This window comes from Nitrosomonas sp. Nm58 (assembly GCF_900107335.1).
Taxonomy (GTDB): Bacteria; Pseudomonadota; Gammaproteobacteria; order Burkholderiales; family Nitrosomonadaceae; genus Nitrosomonas.
Genome location: NZ_FNPQ01000042.1, coordinates 1 through 21,810 on the forward strand (window position 1 = coordinate 1; position 21,810 = coordinate 21,810).

At 41.8% G+C, this 21,810-nt stretch carries 19 protein-coding genes and 2 pseudogenes; 2 read left to right on the forward strand and 19 right to left on the reverse strand.

Annotation, left to right across the window (positions count from 1 at the left end; all coding sequences use genetic code 11):
- The 3 genes and pseudogenes from BLW34_RS12335 to BLW34_RS12345 form a co-directional block, all read right to left on the reverse strand.
- Window positions 1–875 (reverse strand): IS66 family transposase (locus BLW34_RS12335; protein WP_256203780.1); only part of this gene is annotated, 875 nt, incomplete at its 3' end.
- 54 nt (window positions 876–929) lie between these two features.
- Window positions 930–1,345, reverse strand: a pseudogene (gene tnpB / locus BLW34_RS17465) (IS66 family insertion sequence element accessory protein TnpB).
- A complete protein-coding gene (locus BLW34_RS12345; RefSeq protein ID WP_090580080.1) occupies window positions 1,267–1,563 on the reverse strand; it encodes an IS66 family insertion sequence element accessory protein TnpA in 297 nt (98 codons plus the stop codon). The pseudogene tnpB and the gene BLW34_RS12345 overlap by 79 nt, the downstream one beginning before the upstream one ends.
- 456 nt (window positions 1,564–2,019) lie before the next feature.
- Between BLW34_RS12345 and BLW34_RS12350 the strand changes: the two genes are divergently transcribed.
- The gene (locus BLW34_RS12350; protein ID WP_177166034.1) at window positions 2,020–2,283 is read left to right on the forward strand and encodes a transposase; all 264 of its coding nucleotides are present in this window, start codon (window positions 2,020–2,022) and stop codon (window positions 2,281–2,283) included.
- A gap of 144 nt (window positions 2,284–2,427) precedes the next feature.
- On the opposite strand, the gene BLW34_RS12355 is transcribed toward BLW34_RS12350, so the two are convergent.
- The 16 genes from BLW34_RS12355 to BLW34_RS12430 form a co-directional block, all read right to left on the reverse strand.
- Complete coding sequence (locus tag BLW34_RS12355) at window positions 2,428–3,786, reverse strand: porin (RefSeq protein ID WP_090580088.1); 1,359 nt, start codon at window positions 3,784–3,786, stop codon at window positions 2,428–2,430.
- Between the two features lie 442 nt (window positions 3,787–4,228).
- On the reverse strand, window positions 4,229–4,723 hold the full coding sequence (locus BLW34_RS12360; RefSeq protein WP_090540809.1) for a low molecular weight protein-tyrosine-phosphatase: 495 nt from the start codon (window positions 4,721–4,723) through the stop codon (window positions 4,229–4,231).
- A gap of 106 nt (window positions 4,724–4,829) precedes the next feature.
- Complete coding sequence (locus BLW34_RS12365) at window positions 4,830–5,027, reverse strand: hypothetical protein (protein ID WP_090580091.1); 198 nt, start codon at window positions 5,025–5,027, stop codon at window positions 4,830–4,832.
- Between the two features lie 110 nt (window positions 5,028–5,137).
- The gene (locus tag BLW34_RS12370; protein WP_090580094.1) at window positions 5,138–6,124 is read right to left on the reverse strand and encodes a phosphotransferase; all 987 of its coding nucleotides are present in this window, start codon (window positions 6,122–6,124) and stop codon (window positions 5,138–5,140) included.
- Window positions 6,125–6,336: 212 nt separating this feature from the next.
- Entirely contained in the window at window positions 6,337–6,594 is a 258-nt protein-coding gene (locus tag BLW34_RS12375) for a class I SAM-dependent methyltransferase (RefSeq protein ID WP_090580097.1), read from the reverse strand.
- Between the two features lie 133 nt (window positions 6,595–6,727).
- A complete protein-coding gene (locus tag BLW34_RS12380) occupies window positions 6,728–8,662 on the reverse strand; it encodes an XrtA/PEP-CTERM system amidotransferase (protein WP_090580126.1) in 1,935 nt (644 codons plus the stop codon).
- Between the two features lie 65 nt (window positions 8,663–8,727).
- Entirely contained in the window at window positions 8,728–9,873 is a 1,146-nt protein-coding gene (locus tag BLW34_RS12385) for a TIGR03088 family PEP-CTERM/XrtA system glycosyltransferase (RefSeq protein WP_090580100.1), read from the reverse strand.
- Between the two features lie 89 nt (window positions 9,874–9,962).
- Window positions 9,963–11,537, reverse strand: a complete 1,575-nt coding sequence (gene xrtA, locus BLW34_RS12390; RefSeq protein ID WP_090580103.1) for an exosortase A — start codon at window positions 11,535–11,537, stop codon at window positions 9,963–9,965.
- Window positions 11,538–11,576: 39 nt separating this feature from the next.
- A complete protein-coding gene (locus tag BLW34_RS12395) occupies window positions 11,577–12,809 on the reverse strand; it encodes a TIGR03087 family PEP-CTERM/XrtA system glycosyltransferase (RefSeq protein WP_090580106.1) in 1,233 nt (410 codons plus the stop codon).
- A 4-nt stretch (window positions 12,810–12,813) separates the two neighbouring features.
- On the reverse strand, window positions 12,814–13,896 hold the full coding sequence (locus tag BLW34_RS12400) for a FemAB family XrtA/PEP-CTERM system-associated protein (RefSeq protein ID WP_090580110.1): 1,083 nt from the start codon (window positions 13,894–13,896) through the stop codon (window positions 12,814–12,816).
- A complete protein-coding gene (locus BLW34_RS12405; protein ID WP_090580113.1) occupies window positions 13,893–14,732 on the reverse strand; it encodes an XrtA system polysaccharide deacetylase in 840 nt (279 codons plus the stop codon). The genes BLW34_RS12400 and BLW34_RS12405 overlap by 4 nt, the downstream gene beginning before the upstream one ends.
- A 110-nt stretch (window positions 14,733–14,842) precedes the next feature.
- Window positions 14,843–15,709 carry an XrtA/PEP-CTERM system-associated ATPase gene (locus BLW34_RS12410; RefSeq protein ID WP_090540790.1) on the reverse strand — a complete coding sequence of 289 codons (867 nt, stop codon included), beginning with the start codon at window positions 15,707–15,709 and terminating at the stop codon, window positions 14,843–14,845.
- A 28-nt stretch (window positions 15,710–15,737) separates the two neighbouring features.
- Window positions 15,738–17,267 carry a TIGR03016 family PEP-CTERM system-associated outer membrane protein gene (locus BLW34_RS12415; RefSeq protein WP_090580117.1) on the reverse strand — a complete coding sequence of 510 codons (1,530 nt, stop codon included), beginning with the start codon at window positions 17,265–17,267 and terminating at the stop codon, window positions 15,738–15,740.
- Window positions 17,264–18,166, reverse strand: coding sequence for an XrtA-associated tyrosine autokinase (locus BLW34_RS12420; protein WP_090580120.1), 903 nt, complete (start codon window positions 18,164–18,166; stop codon window positions 17,264–17,266). The genes BLW34_RS12415 and BLW34_RS12420 overlap by 4 nt, the downstream gene beginning before the upstream one ends.
- A gap of 91 nt (window positions 18,167–18,257) precedes the next feature.
- On the reverse strand, window positions 18,258–19,808 hold the full coding sequence (locus BLW34_RS12425; protein ID WP_090580123.1) for an XrtA system polysaccharide chain length determinant: 1,551 nt from the start codon (window positions 19,806–19,808) through the stop codon (window positions 18,258–18,260).
- A gap of 54 nt (window positions 19,809–19,862) precedes the next feature.
- Entirely contained in the window at window positions 19,863–20,465 is a 603-nt protein-coding gene (locus BLW34_RS12430; protein ID WP_371263938.1) for an XrtA/PEP-CTERM system exopolysaccharide export protein, read from the reverse strand.
- A gap of 850 nt (window positions 20,466–21,315) precedes the next feature.
- Between BLW34_RS12430 and BLW34_RS12435 the strand changes: the two are divergent.
- A pseudogene (locus tag BLW34_RS12435) lies at window positions 21,316–21,810 on the forward strand (IS4 family transposase); the annotation flags it as partial.

Genomic DNA, 21,810 nt, shown 5'->3' on the forward strand with positions numbered 1-21,810 from the left:
TACGGCGACCCCGAGGGACCTACCCTCATCTCTTGTGTAGCATAGCTGCACGAGGGAATTTCACCCCCTGTGCGCCTTCGTGGCACACTTTCATCAGCGTGAAGCGTGCTGCCTTGTAAAAGATGCCAGGTCAGTCGATCTACCAAAGGCTGCAAGGCCACACCCGTGCGGCCTACCCATTCTGCCAGGGTAGAACGGGATAAAACAACCTCTTCACGTGCAGCGATTTGTTCCAGACGGTAGAGTGGAAGATGATTCAGGTACTTGTGGGTTATCACCCGGGTAAGCAAGCCAGGTGCGGCCATACCACCCTCAATTACAGTGGGTGGTATGGGCTCGGCTGTAACCGTTTCGCAGCTTTTGCATGCGTACTGCGGGCGAATGTGACGATGAACAAAGAATCTGGCAGGTTCTACATCAAGTTGTTCGGTCACGTCTTCACCCATTTTAACCGGATCACGGCCACATTGACTGCACTGACAGGATTGGGGTTCATGGCGATGTTCAATACGGGGTAGATGATCCGGCAGAGGTTGACGGCCTGCGCGCATGCGAGGGGATTTATTCTCGCTTCGTTTGGCTGATGAATCGAGCTGTTCAATTTCCGCTGTCACCGCAGCGGTATCCATTTGCACAGTTTCTTCAAATAAATCCGGCTGCGACTGAAATAACCGCAGGGACTCATTGCGCTTGCCAAAGCGGATACGGCGTAAATGCGCCAGTTCCAGGGTAAGTGCCTGGATCTTGAATTCCTTGGCTTCGACCTCTTTTTGTGCCTGATCAAGGAGTGTCTGGATAATGCCTGCTACCTGCGTTTTGGTGTGCGCATCAAGGTTGAGTTGATCTAGTTGTCGCCACGATTTCATGGCTGTCATTATACCATGCAGTCATCATATAACTAACTGTTAATATTAGGCAATTAGGTATCACTATGGCCGTAAACGGGTGGGTGGCAATGCCGATAAACGCCGCCAATCCACACCTGCGATCAGCCATTCCCATTCTGTCTGTGTCAATACAAAACAGCGCTCACCCGACTTTGGCCAGACAAACCGTCCCTCATGCAAGCGGCGATGACATAACCATACCCCGTCCCATCCCACCGCAGTACCTTAATGCGATTGCCAGCACGATTACTAAACACAAAGGCCGAGCCTGCACACGGTGAATGCGCCAGCGCCTGCTGCACGATCATCGATAGTCCATCAATACCACGGCGCATATCCACCGGCTCAGCCACCAGCCAAATTTGTCCCGGATGAATAATCAATCCAGGCATTTCAGTAATTCCCCCAACCATTGCGGTGAAACATTTGCTGGCAATTGCAGGGTATGTCCACGGCATCCGTGCAGATACAATGATTCCGTGGATGGAGCCGCTGGCTTTATTTCTACTGGTATCAGCGTCGGTACTTCAGCATTCATCGGCCTGTTACGGTAAATTCGCAACCAGCTTCCAAATGTCTTAGCATTCAAACCATGCTGACGGCAATAATCCCTTTGCGATAAGCCGCTAACCTGCCAGGCTTTTATATGGTTTTGCTTGTCTAGCGCTAACGCCATTGTTTACCCCCCGAAAATGTTTGAGGGTAATGAAATCAAATGGGTATTTTTAGATGGTAGCGTTGGACGCTTACGCTCGTATCATCTGGGCATTGCTTACTAAAGGAACCACATTTCATCCCAATCACGTTACGACAGCGTCTGCTGCAGCTCACTGATCCGAGCGATTGAATCAAACTGGATTGGTAATGTTGCAGTAAAAGCGAGTTTAAGAGGATAGACTATCATCGATTGCACAGGCAATCATGACATGATGGCGAGACTGGTCAGACCGTGAGTGGCTAAACCTGTTATGGGCTCAGTGCATAAAGCACGTTATTGTGATTAGGTGCCACTCAGCGAATTCCATCAGGGACAAAGGCAATATGCCTTTATAAAAAGTCCGGATGTATGGCAGCAATCTTTACTTTCTCAAAATCATTAACTGAAAGCTTGGCAAAAAGTGGGCGTCCATGTATGGTTGATACGTTAGGTCATCTGATCCAGCTCGTCGTTCATGCTGCAAACATTCATGACACCAAGGCAGCTCCTTCTGTGCTACGCGCGGCAATGGAAAAATCTCCACGCATTAGCGCCTTCTCTAGTGATGCAGGCTATTATCGGGGCACTACTGTCGATTTTGTCGAGCAGGTGCTTGGCTGGGAAATTTCAGGCGATTATCGAGGGATTATGAGATTCGAACCCGTAGCGCTGAGAACAGGGTGCGTATCGCAATGCTAAGGCTGACGCGGCTAAATGTGTATGATTTTTCAAGACAGCTTCTAAGTTAGGGCATCCCAAAAACAGTAACGGATAAAAGAAATGCACCTGAAGGTGCATTTCTTGAATATTTTAACAATTCACTCTCTCCTTAAGATTGCTGATTTAAAAGGGCAATATTGCATCAAGTGACAACAAGACTTGATCGTTATTACCGCCAAATGGTCTATAGGCTGACCCATGAAGTGGGTCTACTACATCGTAGCGAAAGTTTGGACGAATGTTCAACTGCCGCAGGCTATCGGTAAAATTGAACATGCTTGCCGGCTTCCAATTCAAACCTAGTGTTACCGCATAATAATCAGCAGGTGTGCTCGTAGCAAGTTGGGTTGCGCCGCCCAAGGCGTAGCTCTGGCCGAAGTGATTGGTCGCAGCGGCAACCCTACCTGGTGAGAATACACGGAAACCATCCCTGTCGCGGAACCACTCACCCCGCACACCCACTGACAAGTTAGATGTCACATCATAATATAGGTGCAGATTAATTCCATACCACTCGGCATTTTTGTTTACATTAGTATAGTGGAGGTTATTGAGCAGAACGTTATCAGCAAAACCATGATCATGTTGCAAAATAAAATGGGTTCTTTCGGTAATCATATGTTTCAGCACGATACTGAACATTCCCCAGAAGCTACTGTTCCGGGTGGAAGTTGTACTCCCAGTACCGCTAATATCAAGAGAGGTATTACCATCATCGCTCGTCCAACTTACACCACCTATCCCGCCCCAGTTGGCCAATTGTTTATCAAAATTACCATCCCAGCCACCTGTAGCACTCCCCGTAAGCGCTCCAGCCTTCACAGACCAATTATCGGTAATGGCATATTCACTCAATATCCCGGTATGCGTAAAAGGTTCACCATATTGCATGGTGTAAGCGTGGGTATAGAAGAAGTTATTAGGCGCCGGAACCGATTCATAACCAATCGGTGTATAAAAGTGACCAACTTTTACGTTCAGACCTTTGCTGTCTGTAATTGGTGCATATACTTCTACAAAGGCTTGTGGAAAGGCGATACCATAGGTACGACTAGAGTTACAACAAATATCAAGATCCCAGTTGCCTCTGTCACTTAAAGCTCTCCCATTATTTACATCAAATGCGGGGTTCCCAAAAGCTTGCGCGAAAATAGCATCTGTACCGAACAGAAAATCAGCCCGGAAACCTATATCCCATGAACTCCCTTCTGACACTACAGGCCGTTCAATGAACAAATTAAGCTGGTTTAACTGGAACCGGTTAGCTTGATCTGCAAAGGTAATAGGACCGTTAAATCCATCGGTCTGATACGGATTAAAAGTTGCTCCGCCATGAATCCAGCCGCCAACTTTAAGACCATATTGATCAAGAAAATTCATGACGGTATTTGCTTGAACAGCCATTGAATTCATACCAAATAATAACAATCCCCCAACCGCAGTAAGGATTATCTGATTCTTGTATTTAGAATTAATCCTCATTCTTCTCCTCTTTCCCTGGATTTATTAGTTAGAAACACAAAAAATAAAAAGTTAATAACCTTATTTTGCGCAAGGATTTGACTTTACACATAACACAAGGTCGGGTCAATGTAGAATCTCTCTGACATAAAGCAGCTTGAACTACCGAGGCCCGGAATCAGTAGGATAGACAGCGTAACAGTCAATATAAAGACAAGATTGGAACTTTAATTCTTATGTGAATTGAGAAATTTTAGGGTAAGACAGCAGGAAAAGAAGCGCAAAGAAAGAGAAATTGCTCAAAGATGCAATCTTAAAATGCAGAAGTACTTGGCATGATCGATTTTTAAGGAGTAAGTGGGTGAGAAATGCCTTATTTATGAAAAATTATCACTATGTATGATATCTAAACTTTTCTCCGATTGTTACCGGAAAAAAGTTTAGGACTTTGATGCTGGATACATCACCCCTGACCCTGACTAAGAATATGCTTTAGCAGCCCCTCATTAGCATCTTCCACTAAATCAAGTACCATTTCAAATCCATGACTTCCACCATAATAAGGATCCGCTATTTCCTGATAACTGTCCCATTGACTGCTGTATCGCATTAGTAAATCAAGCTTGTGGCTATATTGTTGCGGGCAGCGATCGTGAAGTACAGCAAGATTGTTTTTATCCATTGCCAGGATGTAGTGAAACTCTTCAAAATCATTCGGTTCTACGGTGCGAGCACGCAACTCCCGCATGTTATACCCTCTTGTCAGTGCCACTTTTTGTGCACGCTTATCAGGGGGCTCATCGATATGGTAAGCGTGCGTGCCAGCCGAATCGACGTAAATCTGCTTCTCCAAACCGGCAGCTCTGACTTGATGCTTAAATACCGCATCTGCAGTAGGTGATCTGCAAATATTACCCATACAGACAAAGAGAACTTTAATTTTTTCGTTTTGATTCATTTTTTCTGCTACTTGTTGTTTTAATAATATAAAATCTTTTCTTATTATACTCATCACACATGAAATTTCTGCACTCAGGCGCTACCGATAATTTGGAAATTATCAATTAACAAATACGCGCAATTCTAGTTTGTAATGATCTGATGCTATCCGATGCTGTAAAAAAGCTTCTATTGGTCTGCGTAGGATGTAAACTATAACGGGGATGTAGTTGCGAAACTGTTTCATCTTCACGAATTGCTGCCAGTGCTACTTTTGCCTTGAATTCACTGAAATATTGTTTGCGTTTCTTGCCCATGCTCATCGCTCTCCCCTATGAGTATCACCAAAGTTTGACGGCCTGTCCAGTTTTGGGGTATCACTCCACAATCTGCCGTATGTTTTCCCAATTTCTTCTAGACACAACATGATGAATTACTGGTAATCCAAGTTATTGCTACAGAATGCCATGATATCCGCCAAGATTGACATGTAATAACGATTGACAAGAAACTTAGGTTTATAGCTTCTTAGCTCATTCTTCCAATGGGAAAACAGAAAGTAGAGTAACCACCATGTGATTGGATACTTATTTTTTTGACTAAGATTCCCATAATAAGCTTTTAAAAAAATATCAAAAATATCCGCTATACCTATATCGCGAGTAAGTACCTTTATTTGATGTCGTTTAAGTAACAGGTCAACAACAAACTGAGCGATGTCCATAGCACTGGGATTATTGAATCGAGGACTAAAATCAATTCCATACACTCGTCCATCTGATGTAATGATTAAATTTGATGCCTTAAAATCACCATGAAGTGGCACATGTCTCTCTGTAAGTTTATTGATTTTATTTAAAGTAGATTGCATAAACCCTAATGCTAAAACTACAGTTGGGGCGCTATTGATTAGAAAACCGAGGTCTAATTCCAATTGCCGCAGCATTGTTAAGTAATCGCTTCCCTGACTACACAAATGCGCAATAGGCGCCTCATGCAGGCCTCGCAGCCAAGTCGCCGAGGCACTTAGACAATCCTCAAAAGATTGCCTGTTTTCTGAGTGAAGTAGTCGCTCATCTATAGACTCTCCTTCAACAAATTCTCTAGAGAATGAATAGTCTTCAGCAGAATAATTATAAGCGCGGGGTAGCAAAAAAGGGTACCCAACTCTAATACCCCCATCTAACTTTCTGAGCATTTGATACTCAGATAAAACAGCATTAGACTCAGTCTTAAGTGAACGATTTTTTTTGAGAAACTGTTTAGCATTACACTTTAGACAAATTACATTAGCTATAAATGAATTGCTACGCTTACTGCAGGATAGAATTCGCCATCCTAGACAACTGCCGCACGCGTAGCAAGGGAGGTTCCAGAAAGAATAATTTTTACAGCTCCAACGTAATAACGTTGTTCTCATTTAATCGATTCTCTCAGCAATAAATATAGACTGCTTCACATTAAAAGATTGAGACGCTTGCGCGCTCTATTAGTAATGGGAAATAAACAGACTCGGGGTGACCAAATATTATCTTCTTATCCAGCGCCTAAGATACTGACAGGGTGAATCCAGCAAATGATTAATCACGATTCTTTTTCGTACAACTGACGCGATCTCACGTAAAAATGCTATCAGTTCCCTAGGAGAAAATGCATTAAAACACGCGTACAAATAACAGCTTCAAATTGTTGATCATTCCCGGTTAATTCGAATACATCCATAACTTCAGTATTACCGCGGCCACCATAACCGAAGAGCCGCTCTTTTGCTACCTCAAGCATCTCTGCAGAAATATCTGCCCCATGAATTCTTAATCCTGATTCTAAAAGTTCTTTAGCTAAACGAGCGGTGCCACAGAGAAAATCCAAAACGACCGCATCACGCAGCAAATCCCGTAAACAATCCGATTAATTCTTACATCTAAGGTTCTGTACTTTGTGCGCTTCTGGCTGCATCCCTCTCATTCATTCTTCATACCTTCTCTAAAAAGAATAGAAAAGTTAGCATTTTAAAAAATATTAGTTATACAACCTTAAAAACCAACGCGTCAGAGAATGCTTTTTCTAGATGAAACGTATTACGCAGAAAAGATTCAAACATAAGCAGTGTCCACAACGGCGCACTGTAATCCCTCCTTCCCGATTGATGCTGATCAAGCATTTCCTCAATAAAATTCATATTAAAGATACCTGTTTCTGCCAAAGTTTTACTGAGCAAGGATTTGCGCACCCTCTCGCGTAGCTCGCCCCTGAACCATTTCGCCAGCGGCACTGCAAATCCCATTTTATTACGATAAAGCACGTCATCAGGAAGATAATCTTCCAAGGCCTTCTTAAGGATGTATTTTCCTTCATGATTATGTAACTTCAAGGAGGCTGGAATCCCCGAAATCCATTCAACCAGTTTGTGATCTAATAATGGCACGCGCACCTCTAAAGAATGCGCCATGCTAGCACGATCAACTTTAGTCAGAATGTCACCAACGAGATAGGTTTTCATATCCAGGTACTGGATGAGTGATAGCGGATCCTGCGTCGGGCTTTTATCCGCATAACCACGTAATATTTCAACAGCCTGATAGTCTTGCAGACTATTCTTAAAAGATGGACTGAACAAACGCTGACGCATTTTATCGTCCATAATGGATACACTATGAAAATAGCCTTCTATTGAATCACGCGCCAAGGTTTCAAAAGTAGCCTTGGCACGCAAAAATCTTGGTGCCCAATCTGCCTTGGGATAAAGGTACCCTAACAAGCCAAACAAAGGTTTACGCAACCCAATAGGTAATCTGGATCTCAATTGTTCTTCGTACATATGCCAACGATAACGGCGATATCCAGCGAAATTTTCATCCCCTCCATCACCAGATAACGCAACAGTTACTCGCTTTCTGGCAAGCGCACAAACTCGGTAAGTTGGCATAGCCGAACTATCGGCAAAAGGCTCATCATATAATGACGCCAATTTGTCAATAAGATCAAAGTCATCCTGTTCTACTTGATCAACATAATGGCAAGTATGATAGCGCTCAGCCACTTTCTGGGCATAGTCTGATTCATCGAAGGCTGGATCAGAAAAAGAAATCGAGCAGGTATTAACGGGATCCTTCATTAACCCTCCCATCATGGCGACGACAGCGCTGGAATCCACTCCTCCCGAAAGAAAAGCCCCCAAGGGTACTTCGCTCATGAGATGACTACCGACAGCTTCGCGCAGTCGGATAATCAGCTCATCCTGAATTTCTCGTTCTTCCATCGCGCCATGTAACTGAAATGGAATATCCCAATATTGGCGAGGTTGCAACGACTGCTGGCCACTTTGTAGCGTCAAGATATGACCCGGTAGAAGCTTATGCGCATGCCTAAAAATGGTTTTGGGTTCAGGGATATATCCATAGGCAAAGTAATCTTCAATTGCCCGTGCATCCATTTCTCTTACGAAGTCAGGATGAGCAAGTAGCGCTTTAAGCTCGGATGCGAAAATGAATAATCCGTTGGCTAGTAATGCATAATAGAGCGGTTTGATGCCCAGCCTATCACGGGCCACAAAAAGCGTATCTCGATTACGATCCCACAAACCAAAAGCAAACATACCACGAAATCGATTGACACATTGCTCGCCCCATTCTTCCCAGCCATGCACAATTACCTCAGTATCACAATGTGTGCGAAAATGATGGCCTAGTTCGGCAAGCTCTTTAGCCAGCTCTTGATAATTGTATATTTCACCATTAAAAACCACGACAACACTACCATCTTCGTTAAAAAGAGGTTGCTGCCCACTGGAAACATCCATTATGGATAAGCGACGATGACCCAGACCAATACCCGGCTCGGTATATAATTCTCCCTCATCTGGTCCACGATGAACCTGGGTCTGATTCATGCCATTAAGCAGTTGCCGGCTGATTTCATTTTTACTGTGCGTATCAAATATGCCCACGATTCCGCACATGATCATTTCCCCTTCATATTTATTCTCTCTTTACCGACCCTTCTACCAGCCAGCAAATCTTTGTTTCATAATCCAAGAACTCTATCATAGACCTTAAGATAACTGTTGGTCATCGCATCCATACTAAAACCACACTCAATCAGCTGACGTGCAGCATATCCATGTCTTGTAAGCAGATCCTGGTTTCTATAATATTCAAATATCGCCTCAGCCAGTATTTCAGGATTTCCTGGCGGTATGAGCTTTCCAGTTTGATCCTCTTTTACCAGCTCGATATTTCCCCCAACTTTGGTTGCTACTACCGGCAGACTGCTAGACATTGCCTCGAGAATAGTATTGGAAATTCCTTCACCCAACGATGGCAGCACAAATAGATCCATAACGCGCATTAATTCAGGGATATCGGTACGCTCGCCAGGAAGCCAGGCTAAATCCTCAGCCTTTGCGCTACGTAGCATTGTAATGCATTTTTCTCGCGCTTCTCCCTCCCCCACAATGAGAAGTCGCAACCGCTTACTTGCTTCTGGAATCCTGTTCAACATTAGCAAGAAGGCCTGAACCAAATTAGGATAGTCCTTTACCTCGGCCATTCTCCCAACACTCCCAATGACAAAAGAATTCTTATTGATAAAGCCATGAGGAGTAGCTATAGGAGGGAGATCGAAGCTTGGGCAGAAGCGTAAGCTATCCACACCGTTATAAATTTGATCAATGTCGCTTGGATTTACTTTTACCGTATTAATTAACCATTTTTCCAGATCTTTACTGACAGCAATAAAATGATGGATAAAAGGACAAATTGCTTTTCTCAATAAATTATATTTACGACTCTTACCCTCAAGATCAAAGATATCCCGGCCATGCTCTCCGTGCACACGGGCTTTTACTCCTGCCAAAGCAGCAAGGATCTGCCCTTCCATTGTGGCAAGATTACGAGTATGCACAATATCCGGCTTAAGTTGCTTGAATAACTTAAAAAGATTGGAGTAAACCTTAAAATCACTCCCCTCACGCTTATTCAGCGCAATAATTACCACATCTCTTCTTTTGATTCGCCGATGAAAATCAGAATATCCTTTGAGGCATATAATGGCATGTCGGTAGCGCTCTGGAGGGATAGTATTAATCAGATTCACCAAACCATTTTCTAACCCGCCGACACCGAGATGATGAATAACATGTGCAATAAGAGGCGGATTACTGGTATTCATAAGAATCTAACTAGGCATAAAAACATGGGTATAGTTAGCAATTACTCGTTATTAATGAAATATTACGGTAGTAATACTGACCATTATATTCACTCCTCATTGGAAAGCTGTGCAGTTTGAAGTCCCCTAACTATTACTGGCAGCATGTCATCAAGAAAATCTTGGAGCACTACCGCTGCCCCCTCTAGATGATCATTGTAAGAAGTCGTAACAATGACTTCAGCCCCATCATCGCCATTTCCCAGGAATTTATTCATGGCAAGAATAGCTTTCGCAAAGTAGGGATTGGCTGTTTGCTTATTACCCAACCAGTACCATCTCCATACCAATAAATTTGTAGTATACGACTGCAATTGACTCTGATTGATCGTTAACGCATTGGAGTCAAGCGATATATGACGTTTAGTATTGCCAATATTACGCCAGCCTGAATATTTATCAGAGACAAGTACGTTCCCATAATTAATTAGCTCTGCCCCCTGATTCTGTTTACGGTAATAGGTAATATGGACGCTTACTGATTGATCTGCATGCTTAAAATGATAAAGAAATTTACGAGGCTCACCAATATAGCTAGGAGTCCAATCAAAAGACAGATCTTGATTAACCTCCCATTTTCCCAATGGATCTATAATCCCAACCTCAGGAATCAAGTTGTTCTCAGTAGTAGTAGTATTCAGATAACTCGCATAAGCTGGCCAAATTAGTATAGTGACCCCCACCAGGCTTGCTGCAAACCACATGCTGTTAAGTGAAATATTATCAGCTTGAGGATTAGCAACTTGATTCTCATTTTTAGTCCTATTCTCCAGTTCGTCTTCCCGCCAAAACGAGCCAATCCAGAATAACAGCATCATGACTAAACCAAAGAATACCCAGCCATAGACCAAATGATCAACACCAACAGCCAATTGCATATTACTGAGATGCCCTGTCATCACAATCAAATACGCCCGCATTCCATTGGCAACAATCGGCACAACAATAGAAAGTACGATAAAAAGTATGCGTTTTATTAAACTCCGATAAGTAAGATAAGCATAGAGCGTGCCCAGTGTTACCGATGCAATCAAATAACGCAAACCGCTACAAGCCTCTACTACAGACCAATTACCACTAGAAAGACTAAAAAAACTCCCTTCACGATAAACAGGAATTCCTGTCATCTGCAATGCAGTGACTGTAAAATCTGCTGTAAAATCGATTAATGGCGGAATGAGCGCTTCACCAAATGGAACAGCGAAAAAAAGATAAGCGAGCGGAAAAGCGATAGCCCAAGCTAATCGATGCCCCATAATGGTGCATACTGCGACAGGAATCATCGCTATCAAAGCATACTGTTCAACTACTAGCACACTCGCCAGCGTGGCCAATAGCCAACCAAATCCGAGTATTCCCAGTACGAATAACCATCCAAAACTTGGTTGATATTTCAATAGACTAAGATTATCACGCTGCTTCCAGATCATATAAACGCTAAAAGGAAGAATCAAGAAGCCATGCGCATAAGTATCCGATCTGATCCAGGTTGAAATGATCGACCACGTCACCTCGTGATACACACTCAGTATCAGAATAATCACGAGAGATGTAACAAAAGCAGAGAGCTTCTGTTTTTTTACTAAAGTGCTCACTGCAATTTCTGATGGAAGTTGCACGCTCATAGCATTCTGAATATTATTAATATCGATATTAACAAGAAATTAACGAACTAATATCTCATCCCTTAAGTCGTTTCTTCTATTCCCAGTAAACAAAGCATCTATTCTGGCTAGGCTCTCTGCCCAATTATAATCTTTCAATACCCTTGACCTTGCAGCTCCACCAGTATCTTTACTCACGTTATTTTGGAATAGCAGAATAATCTGATCAATAAATTGACCTGCATCACTAGCGACGAATAACTCTATCTCAGGAACAGCATAGATACCTTCCATTGCTTGAGGAGAAACAATGACAATTTTCTCCATTGCCATTGCTTCCAGCACTTTATTCTGGATGCCCCGCGCTACACGTAAAGGCGCTACCGCCATCGACGCATAAGCCATATAAGGTCGAATATCCTCTACAGCACCCGTTACAGTAATGCCAGGCAAGCTAGCCAACGCCATAACCTCTCGGGATGGTCTGGCACCCACAACATAAAATTCCACTTGAGGCAACTGCGCGCGAACTGCAGGAAAAACAGCATGTGCAAACCAGCTTACAGCGTCAACATTTGGCCAATAATCCATGGCGCCAGTAAATACAAGCACTCTCGCTCCTTCTGAGTATGGATTGTCATAACGAAGATAAGGTGAAAAAAAGTCAGTATCTACTCCATTATTAAAGAAGACTGTTTTATCAGTGACTTCCGGCACAAGTTGCTTGAATAAATCCGCCTCTTTCTCAGAAACAAAAGTGACATAACCACAATCTTTGGCAACCTGCTTCTCGTAAGCAAGTAATAATTTAGCTTCTCGTCGGTAGATCCAGTTCTGGGGCCAAGATTTGGCTGATGCATACTGACGCCATTTATCTGAATCAACATCAACGAAATCAACGATGTGATCACAATCTTTAGCGTGGCCAATGTATTGCGCCATTGCTGAAGAAAAAATTAAGATATGATCAATGGATTTTTTACTAAGCCGCTCATTTACCCAAGCCTGGAGACGCTGATTATAATAATAAGATAAGGTAAGGGGTGTATTTGAAAACAAGGTGAAGAGGCTGCGTATACGAGCAGTAAACGGGTCAAGTTTAATAAAGCAGGTATCTTCACAGAAAGATTTGACCTGATCGACATATTGCCAGTCCTGCTCATCATCTATAAATGTTCCTAAGTAAACTCGGTAACGTTCACTGAGATGCCGCAACAGATGATAGGAACGTATTTTATCCCCCTTGTTTGGTGGATAAGGAATTCGGTGTGTTAGATAAAGCAATGTTTGCATTGATCTAGCCCAGGTTCCTCACGATATGCGGCCCAATCAGATTCGCTAATGATAAAGGAAGCTTTTGCCAAGCTTTGATGAAAAGGTGATATTTGGGATTTAATGGATTATGGTCAGGCAGAGCTTTTGCCTGATGAAGCTGGTATTCGTAATAAAGTGATTGTGGCTCAAACCCCCAATTTTTCTTAAAGCTGAAAGAACCTGTGCCACGCTTACTGCGTCCGAAATCGAAAATCTTATAACCATGTTCACAAGCACGTCGCATTAACTCCCAATACATAAAGTCATTTGCTGCCAAATCTCGTGCTCCATCAGTTCCTCCTCCGTAATAGGGCAAAACCTCATCACGAAAATAAAAGCTCATGACGGCGCTCACTACTTTATTCTCATGGGTGATCATCATTAATTCACAATCTTCAGCAAAAATTGCTTTGAGTAAGCGAAAATAATTCTTTGAGAATACTGGCGTTCCCAACCGATGTACACTCACAGAATAAGCATGAAAAAATTGTTCGATATCCCCATCGATGCAACTTTGTAATCCATTTTTAGCACCCTTTCGTACCATTGCGCGCTGCTTACGAGGAATAGCCAGCATGTTTTTTTCCACATCAGGATCAATTTCCTTACGGAAAGTTACGTAAAGATCTTTGGCTGGCCAATCTGTGTGAAATGGCTTGAGATTTCTATACTCGAGATAATCTACCTTTAATCGGGCAGCTAGCCTTTGAGCAGTCTGATCAAGCACCAATCTCGCTGCTTCAGACCTGGCTGCTATTCCACCATAAACACAAAATGGTAATGAACTAAGCGAATGCCCAAAAAGATAGCTATTAATTTCTACCAAAGGTAGTACGCCATCTATTTCTCCGTTGATTTCCGCATAGAGGAACCACGTCTTATGCCCAAAAGCTTTTTCAATAACCTGCTGCCAGCCCGCTCGATGAAAGAAAGTTGCCTCTGAACAGGTTATTACGAATGTATCCCATGCTGTTACAACATCTGCCTGTAATAAATATACACAGGGAATATCAGCAAATAATGGGGCTTTAACCTGTTGAGGAAATACAACATCCGCTGTACTCATTCTGCCTCATCCAGAAAAATTTGGTCCATACGTCCCCAGTTAAAATCATTGATTTGCAATTTAATCCGCTTTTCCATACAATCAAGATTCAGATAATGACGAAAACGGGTTTTGGCACTAATACCCTTCTGACGGGGTTGCTCAGGATCCATCTCCCATGGATGAAAATAAAAGATCGCAGGGCGATGATCATGATTGTTCACTTTATGAATAAACCAGCGTGAAACAGAATAAGGCCATAATCGGAAATACCCCCCCCCCCCCGCAGGAAAGTTACGTCCGAACAGACTAACAGTCGTCACTGGTAACTCCAGTAATTTCTTGGTTGGACTAGGATAAAAGGCAAAACGGGGTGCATCTGGCATACCATAATGATCATGATACACGGGATAGATACTGGAGCTATATCGATAGCCCGCTTCTTCAAGTAAATCAAATGCCCAGAGATTTTGGCTATTTATTGAGAAACTAGGTGCGCGATAGCCCCATACTGGGTTACCTCCAATATCCTCGAGCAATTTTTTACTATGAATAATATCCTTACGAAATTGAGCAAACCCTAGTTCTGAAACCCGATGATGCTCACAACCATGGCTAGCAAGCTCATGGCCATTTTCAGTGATGCGCCTAACCATGCTCACATAGCGCTTGGCAATCCAACCCAAAGTAAAGAAAGTAGCTTTTATTTGTTTCTCATCCAATAGCATGAGAATACAGTCAATATTCCTCTCTACCCTGCACGGCAAATTTTCCCAGGCTTCTCTCGGTATATGAGAAGCAAATGCAGAAACATGGAAATAATCTTCCACATCGATTGTCATGGCATTACGTATCATTCCAATTTGCCACCTTATGAGACCCAAAACCAAGAAAAACCAAATTAGTAAAAATAATAATAGCTTACTGAAATAGATTTAGCGTTATTTGCTGATATCTTTATCCTTTGTCATGCAGTAGCGGGTTTAAACTCATCTGATTCATCATCAGAGAGAATTGACAGATCAAACTCTTGCTGAATGTCACGAATAACTTCATTTACTTCTACACTACTCAAGGTATGTAATTCTTCTAAGCAACCCATTATCAATAAACGATCACAAAGTGTATTGATTCTACGGGGAATACCCTTTGTGAAGTTGTAAATTGCGTTAAAAGCATCATCGCGTAGAAAAGGATCGCCAGACCAACCCGCTGTAGTCAAACGATGTTCAATATAAGATTTGGTTTCATCAGTATCCAAAGGACCGAGATGATAGGTCGCGATAACTCTTTGGCGTAATTGCTGCATACTGTTACCAAGCAGAATCTTTCTAAATTCAGGTTGCCCAAGTAAAAATGTTTGCAACAAGAGCTTATCGTCTGTCTGAAAGTTTGAGAGCATTCTCAGTTCCTCGAGTGCGCTAGGAGAAAGATTTTGTGCTTCATCTACAAGCAGCAATACTCGTTTTCCCTCTCTATCAGACTGCCGAAAAAATTGCTCAAGTTCAAGCAGAAGAGTCGCTTTAGTAGAATTCAAGTGCGCCAATCCAAAAGCAGCCGCCACCATTCTTAAGATATCTTCCGAGTCCAGATGTGTATTCACTAATTGCACAGCAATAAATTTTTCCCGCTCTAGCTTCTGGAAAAGATGGCGCATCAAAGTTGTTTTACCCGCACCTATCTCGCCTGTAACAATAATAAAGCCATCTTCTTGCGATAACCCATATTCAAGATAGGCCATTGCCCGTTTATGCCCTTTACTGCTGAAAAAGAAATTTGGATCGGGCTTCAGTTGAAATGGTTTGATCTTAAGACCGTAATAAGATAAATACATATAATTTAGATTTGCTTTATGCTATTGATTAGAAATTCATATTCAATGAAGCTGTAACATTATTTGAATTAAAATCGCTATTGCTCTGATTAGAGTTACGCCAATTATGAAAATAGCTAATCATTCCGTTCATATTAGGAGTAATACGCTTATTCAGGCTAAACATGATGAGTTGATTATCATCTATTCGATCAGATACAAGAAAATCAATTCTAGTAAAGCTATAGTTAATATTGGCACTGGTTTGAGGAGTTAACCTATGGTTCCAGGAGATATTACCGCCTGTTTGGTCTGTATCTCTCGTTAATAGCGCATTTCCTAATCCGATTAATGATACATCCTCTAGAGCTGCTGTGTATGCCCGCCGCTGCAAATTAAATCCTCTCAACAGAAGAGTATTTTTATTGCCCTTGATAGCTAAGAATGCTTGCAGACGTCTCTGTAGAAATAGGCGATTGGTAAGAAAATTATTCGGATCAGAAAAAGTAAAAGGAACACCTTGATTAAGCAAAGCCTCACTATTCTGCGTACTCGAAAGAAGCTGATCCAGTGCGCTTGCTGTAGTAATCGCCGACCCAAACAAAGATTGTTGACCAAAAGTAGTAATGTCTTGGTTATAACTCAGGTTCCAGGTAGTTAATCGCGTTCGATGATTCACTGTAGCCAAATAGGTATCACCAAAGAATCTTTGCCCTCCTGAAAGATTAATCTCTGTTCTTTCAGTAGGCGCCCATGCAAAACCAACTGTCCAGGTTGGACCTGATGATTTTCCCCGGACAGAAATAAAACTATTTCGTTCGTAACCACCTGTTGCAATAAGATCAAATTGTGGTGTAACAACATACCTGAGAAGTGCTATAGATCGCTCTAAATCAATTGTTCGAAGCTGATCTCGACGTATTTCTGTATGATTATAGTTAAGCCCCCATTTTAATACCCTAAAATCAGCTCCACTAGCTAAGCGAGCAATCCCGGAATCTGACGAACTACTAAAAGAACCTTGCCCACTTGTATTGACTTCACCATGCACATAACGCAATTCCGCTGATGCGAAATCCTTAAACCGGTGTTTAAAATAAGGACTAACACTATAAGAATTAACATTTCTTCTATTAACCGGATTGGCGTTATCAACTGATTGTGGTCCAAATAAAAAAGCATTTTGTTGAGTCATCCTAGCGAATCCATCAACAAAAAAGCGATCCTCAATCAACTCAGCAGTCGCATTAGCATTGAGTTGATGTCTTATCCTGGAAAACTCACCATGCTCTGCGTAGATGAGGTTATTCATCATGTAGTTAATATTGGTATTAAAGCGACGCCCCTCACCAGTCAATAGAATACCCGGATTAATTTGGGTAATGAAATCACCACCACCACCTCCTCCCCCCCCTAAGCCTAATCTCAAATTATCAGTGTAGGTCTCCCTCAAATTTAATCGTGGTTTGACCTCCCAGTCAGCTGCAACTGCATGAGAAACCAATAGACTCGCTATAATTAAGTAGATGATCCAGTAAAAAATTCTACAAAAATAGCTATTACTACTGAATAACATCATGAATAATAATAACCATAATAGCCAGTACCAGCCCCGGAAAATGCTCTAGCTTTGTTATAGATTAGATTAACGACATCGCATGATTCGATCTGTCGTAAAGCTTCTTTAACCGTTTGCTGCGTTGTTCTCTCAGCTTCTACCACTAGTACAATTTGACCCATCTGACTCGCGAGAACCCGTGCCTCACTAGTCAATAACAACGGTGGAGAGTCAAAGATAACAATACGGTCTCGATATCGTTGCGCGAGTTCTGTCAAGATGTCTCTCATATTTTGGCTAGCCAATAATTCAGTCGCATGAGGATGTCGTGTTCCTGCAGAAATAATTGTTAGCTTTTCAATGCTCGTTTTTATTAAAATATCTGATACGTCAAGATAATCATCAAGAATAATATCCAGCAATCCTTTTTTATCCGGACTAAAATCCAGTATTCTGGGAACAGAAGGACGTGCCACATCAGCATCTACCAATAAAACTCTGTGATCCCTTTCCATTGCAATGCTCATTGCTAAATTAATGGAGCAAAAACTTTTTCCTTCTCCAGCAAGAGAACTGGTAACCATGATCAGGTTGCCATTTTTTATTCCGGTATTTTGATTGAAAGCATTTATTAATAATGGTCGCTTGATAAGACGAAACTGCTCAGCGATCTGAGTTTTCCCATGCTGAGGTGTTACAATTCCTAACTGATGTAGTCTATCAAGATTAATAGATATTTGTTTTTGAGCGGCCGACACAGCATGAAAATTAACTGACTCATTCTCATTTCCAGGCATACTTTCATCAGCCTTAGCCGAGCTGTTGACCTGATCGAGATGAGTACTTGCTGATGTTTGCGGCGCACGCTCTGTTACGGTCTTCTTTCCAAGCCTATCTGCAGCTCTTTCAATGATGCTCATATTTCCCTCCGTTTACCTCTGTTCTAAGCATAATTCTGTCTCAAAATATATGCTTCACAAGTCCTGATACTACTATTCAAAATTAAAAGAGTTACATGCGTGAAAAGAATGAAAATTTCACATACACCATCAATGCCGTGTATAACGCCATCAACAACAATAAGAAAAAGCCAAAAGCGTAGAGGCGATTTCTGCGCTTTAATTTTTCCTGATCTGTCCAGATCATAGGAACAGTTCCTAGTATTGCCAGACCAGTAACCTGTCGCAAATCAGTTTGACTATGAAAAGTAGGGCGAATTTGGCTTACTACAAAAGAAATTCCTATACCAGCAAGTAATGATCCAATAAAAACAAAGGAAAATAGTTTTCTGCGATCAGGACCTGAGGGTGTTTCAGGAACAGTAGGTGGATCAATAATCCTAAATGACATCAAACCTGTAGCAGAGGTCAACTCACCAGATATTTCAGCAGATGCTCGACGTTCAAGAAGCTTCTCATAATTGGCCTTATTGACATTGTAGTCACGATTTAGCTGTGTTAATTCTGCTTCAACCGCGGGAACCATTGTACTCATTGATTTAAGCCGCTCAAAACGTCCAGTATACTCAGCAACACGCGCCTCCATTGAAGCAACTACAGCCTCAGCCTCTGTCAATGCAATATTCAGTTGCTGCAACATTGGACTATAGTTTCGACCATGATCACCTCCAGCTCCCATTAGCTCCGCTTCCTCCTTTTTACGTTCTTCAAGTTGAGCGATCAAGCGCTGAGTTGAGACCACATCAGGATGTAGCTCAGTAAAATTTAATCTTAAATTATCCAAATTAAGATGAAGCGCCTGGATTCGCGCATCGATTTCCGGATTTATTATTTTTTCAGATACCACATCATCCGTTTCCAGCAAAAGTACTGTCTCATCCCCACTAATCTGTTTTCTAACAGCATCTCGTGCGCGTTCAGCTTCTTTTAAAGCAAGTTTTGCTTTTTCAAGATCTTCTAAAGCTATCGTTAGTTGTGAATAGTAATCTCCACCCTGCCCAGGTAATAATCCAATATTTCTTTGCTTAAAGGCTGTCAATGCGTTTTCTGAAGTGATCAATTTCTCTTCAAATGCCGCAATCTGCTGATCAATAAAGCGTAGCGCCGAAGTGGAATCTTGTTTTTTACCTTCGAGACCACCTTCCACAAAGATAGTGAGAAGCGATTGCACAATCTCCTTTGCGAGTTTTGGATCTTTATTGCTATACGAAATAGTAAAAATATTATCCCGCCCAGCCGCAGCAAGTGTAATTTCCTTCATCAACGCAGTAACGAGTTTGTCATACGCAGCATCATCTGTAATTTTTATGTCAAGATCAACCATACGTGTGATTCTTTCTACATTCGGACGGCTTATAAGAGTACGACTCATTATCGACACTTGCTGCTCTGGATTGGGAGAAACAGTCATACCCGCCATTAGTGGCCTAAGAATATTCTGCGTATCAACGTAAATTCGAGCTGAAGCCTCATAATTATCAGGTAACTGATAGACAACAATCCAGCCAAGAATGGCAATAGCCCAGGCAACTGCAATAGAAACCCAACGGTACTTCCATGTCCCTTTAATATAAACTAACAACTGAGCAATTAACTCATCCATGCTGGATCACACTCCATTTTGTACGATTCAATTGAGTCAGAATTTCCTTGGCAATCAAAAGAAACTTTCCGGTATGACTAAGACATCACCTTGATATACAGGAACATTTGCAGTGATATCCCCATCCCGGATTAAATCATTTAACCGAACTCTAAACTGTTGCTGTTTTCCATCAATCGTTCGAATGATTCTGGCCCTGTTTCCATCAGCAAAATCGGTAATTCCTCCGACCGCAATGAGAACATCCATTAGCGACATATGTTCACGATAGGGAAGTGATTGTGGATTAGCGGCTTCACCTATCACTCGAATTTGTTCGCTAAAGGGACCGACAAACCCAGTTATTACAACTGTTACAACAGGCTGTTGAAGATATTTAGATAAAGTTACTTCAATATCGCGAGCTAATTGCGTGGATGTTTTTCCACTTGCAGGCAAATCTTCCACTAATGGTGTAGTAATTTTCCCATCAGGGCGAACTGGAATAGACATAGAAATTTCAGGATTACGCCATACGATAATATCCAAGGTATCACCTGGTCCTATCAGATAATCATGAGGCACCTTCTCTCCTTGAGTACTGAGAAGTGGGTAGGTAGTACAGCCAGTAAGTATAAGTATCGAAAGTAACAAAAAAAAACTAGCTAACCAACTCACAATACAAGTATGCAGAGTATTCACTTGAATTCCTCGTTCTAAAAAATTAAAGACATGCAGATATACAGAATTTTATCGAATATTAATATATAAAATTAAATTCATATCTTATAAATTAAGCATATATACAGAAGTATTTAAAGAAATAAGTATTAATGCTTTTTCCATCTACAGGATATTCTTCAAAATTTTTTATATACATTTAAATCAAACACAAACACTATTTCGTATTCAATAAAATTTAAGAGAGTATTGAAAAAACACATAAATGCTATATACGCCGGTAATAACATAATGAGCAATTTTTGTCTCATCGCCAGTGGATTCGAGTTATCTCTCATGTTTCTTCTCTGATCCGATGTATTTTTTCCATCTTTCCATGAATTTCAGGGGATTATGAAAGTGATCATTTATTCCTTGCGGAAACATTGTCATCCAAATAAATTGGATGTTGTAAAAACATAGGCATCATTTAGGCTTAGCGAACCTGGATAGTATCGGAGTCTACTCTACACAGAATAATTGAGCTTAAGCCTATCATTTATCACAACTATGCTTTTTAAACTATACCAGATGCTTGCGCAAGAAGTACATTCTGAGTCTCTCTCTTCCAACATGAAACCAGTCCGAAGAGATTTATGACGCCATTCTTCACCTTCCCGGAAGAAAAATTCCTCCTTCTTCTGTCTTTGAATACCTATCGTTTATAAAGCGGGTTATAACCTGAGGTATCCCCACAAAATATCATTAAGAAACAATGTATTGTTGGATGGAGTTCAGATAAAAATAAGATCAAGCCGGTCTGAACATAAAATTTCTTTCTAAAATAATAACCTGGAAGGATAAATTTATGTCGATTATTGATCTGCTGCATAGCTTATTGAAAGAAAAAGTTCCCGGCATTCATGCTACCCGTCTCCAAGCTCTGATGGCTGCTGTTCAGGCTGGTTTGAAAGGAGCGTCTGTATCGATTACGCAGCTCGGGCGGTCGCTTTCCGGACCTGCCTATATCAAACACAAAATCAAGCGTATGGATCGCTTAGCCGGCAATTACCATCTCAACAGCGAACGCATGGAGATATACGGCGCCATGACCCGATGGCTATTGCAATCCCTGCCCATGCCCTTGATCCTTATCGGCTGGTCGCCCCTGACAACAGATCAGCATCAGCAACGCTTACGAGCGGCTTTGCCTGCGGGAGGGCGTTCCGTTACCTTGTACGAAGAAATTCATCCCGTTAAGAAACCGGGCAACCGTCGGATACAGCAGCGATTTCTTAGGAGTTTGCAAGCATTGCTACCAGCCGATGTAGCGCCTATCATCGTTGCTGATTCTGGATTTCGC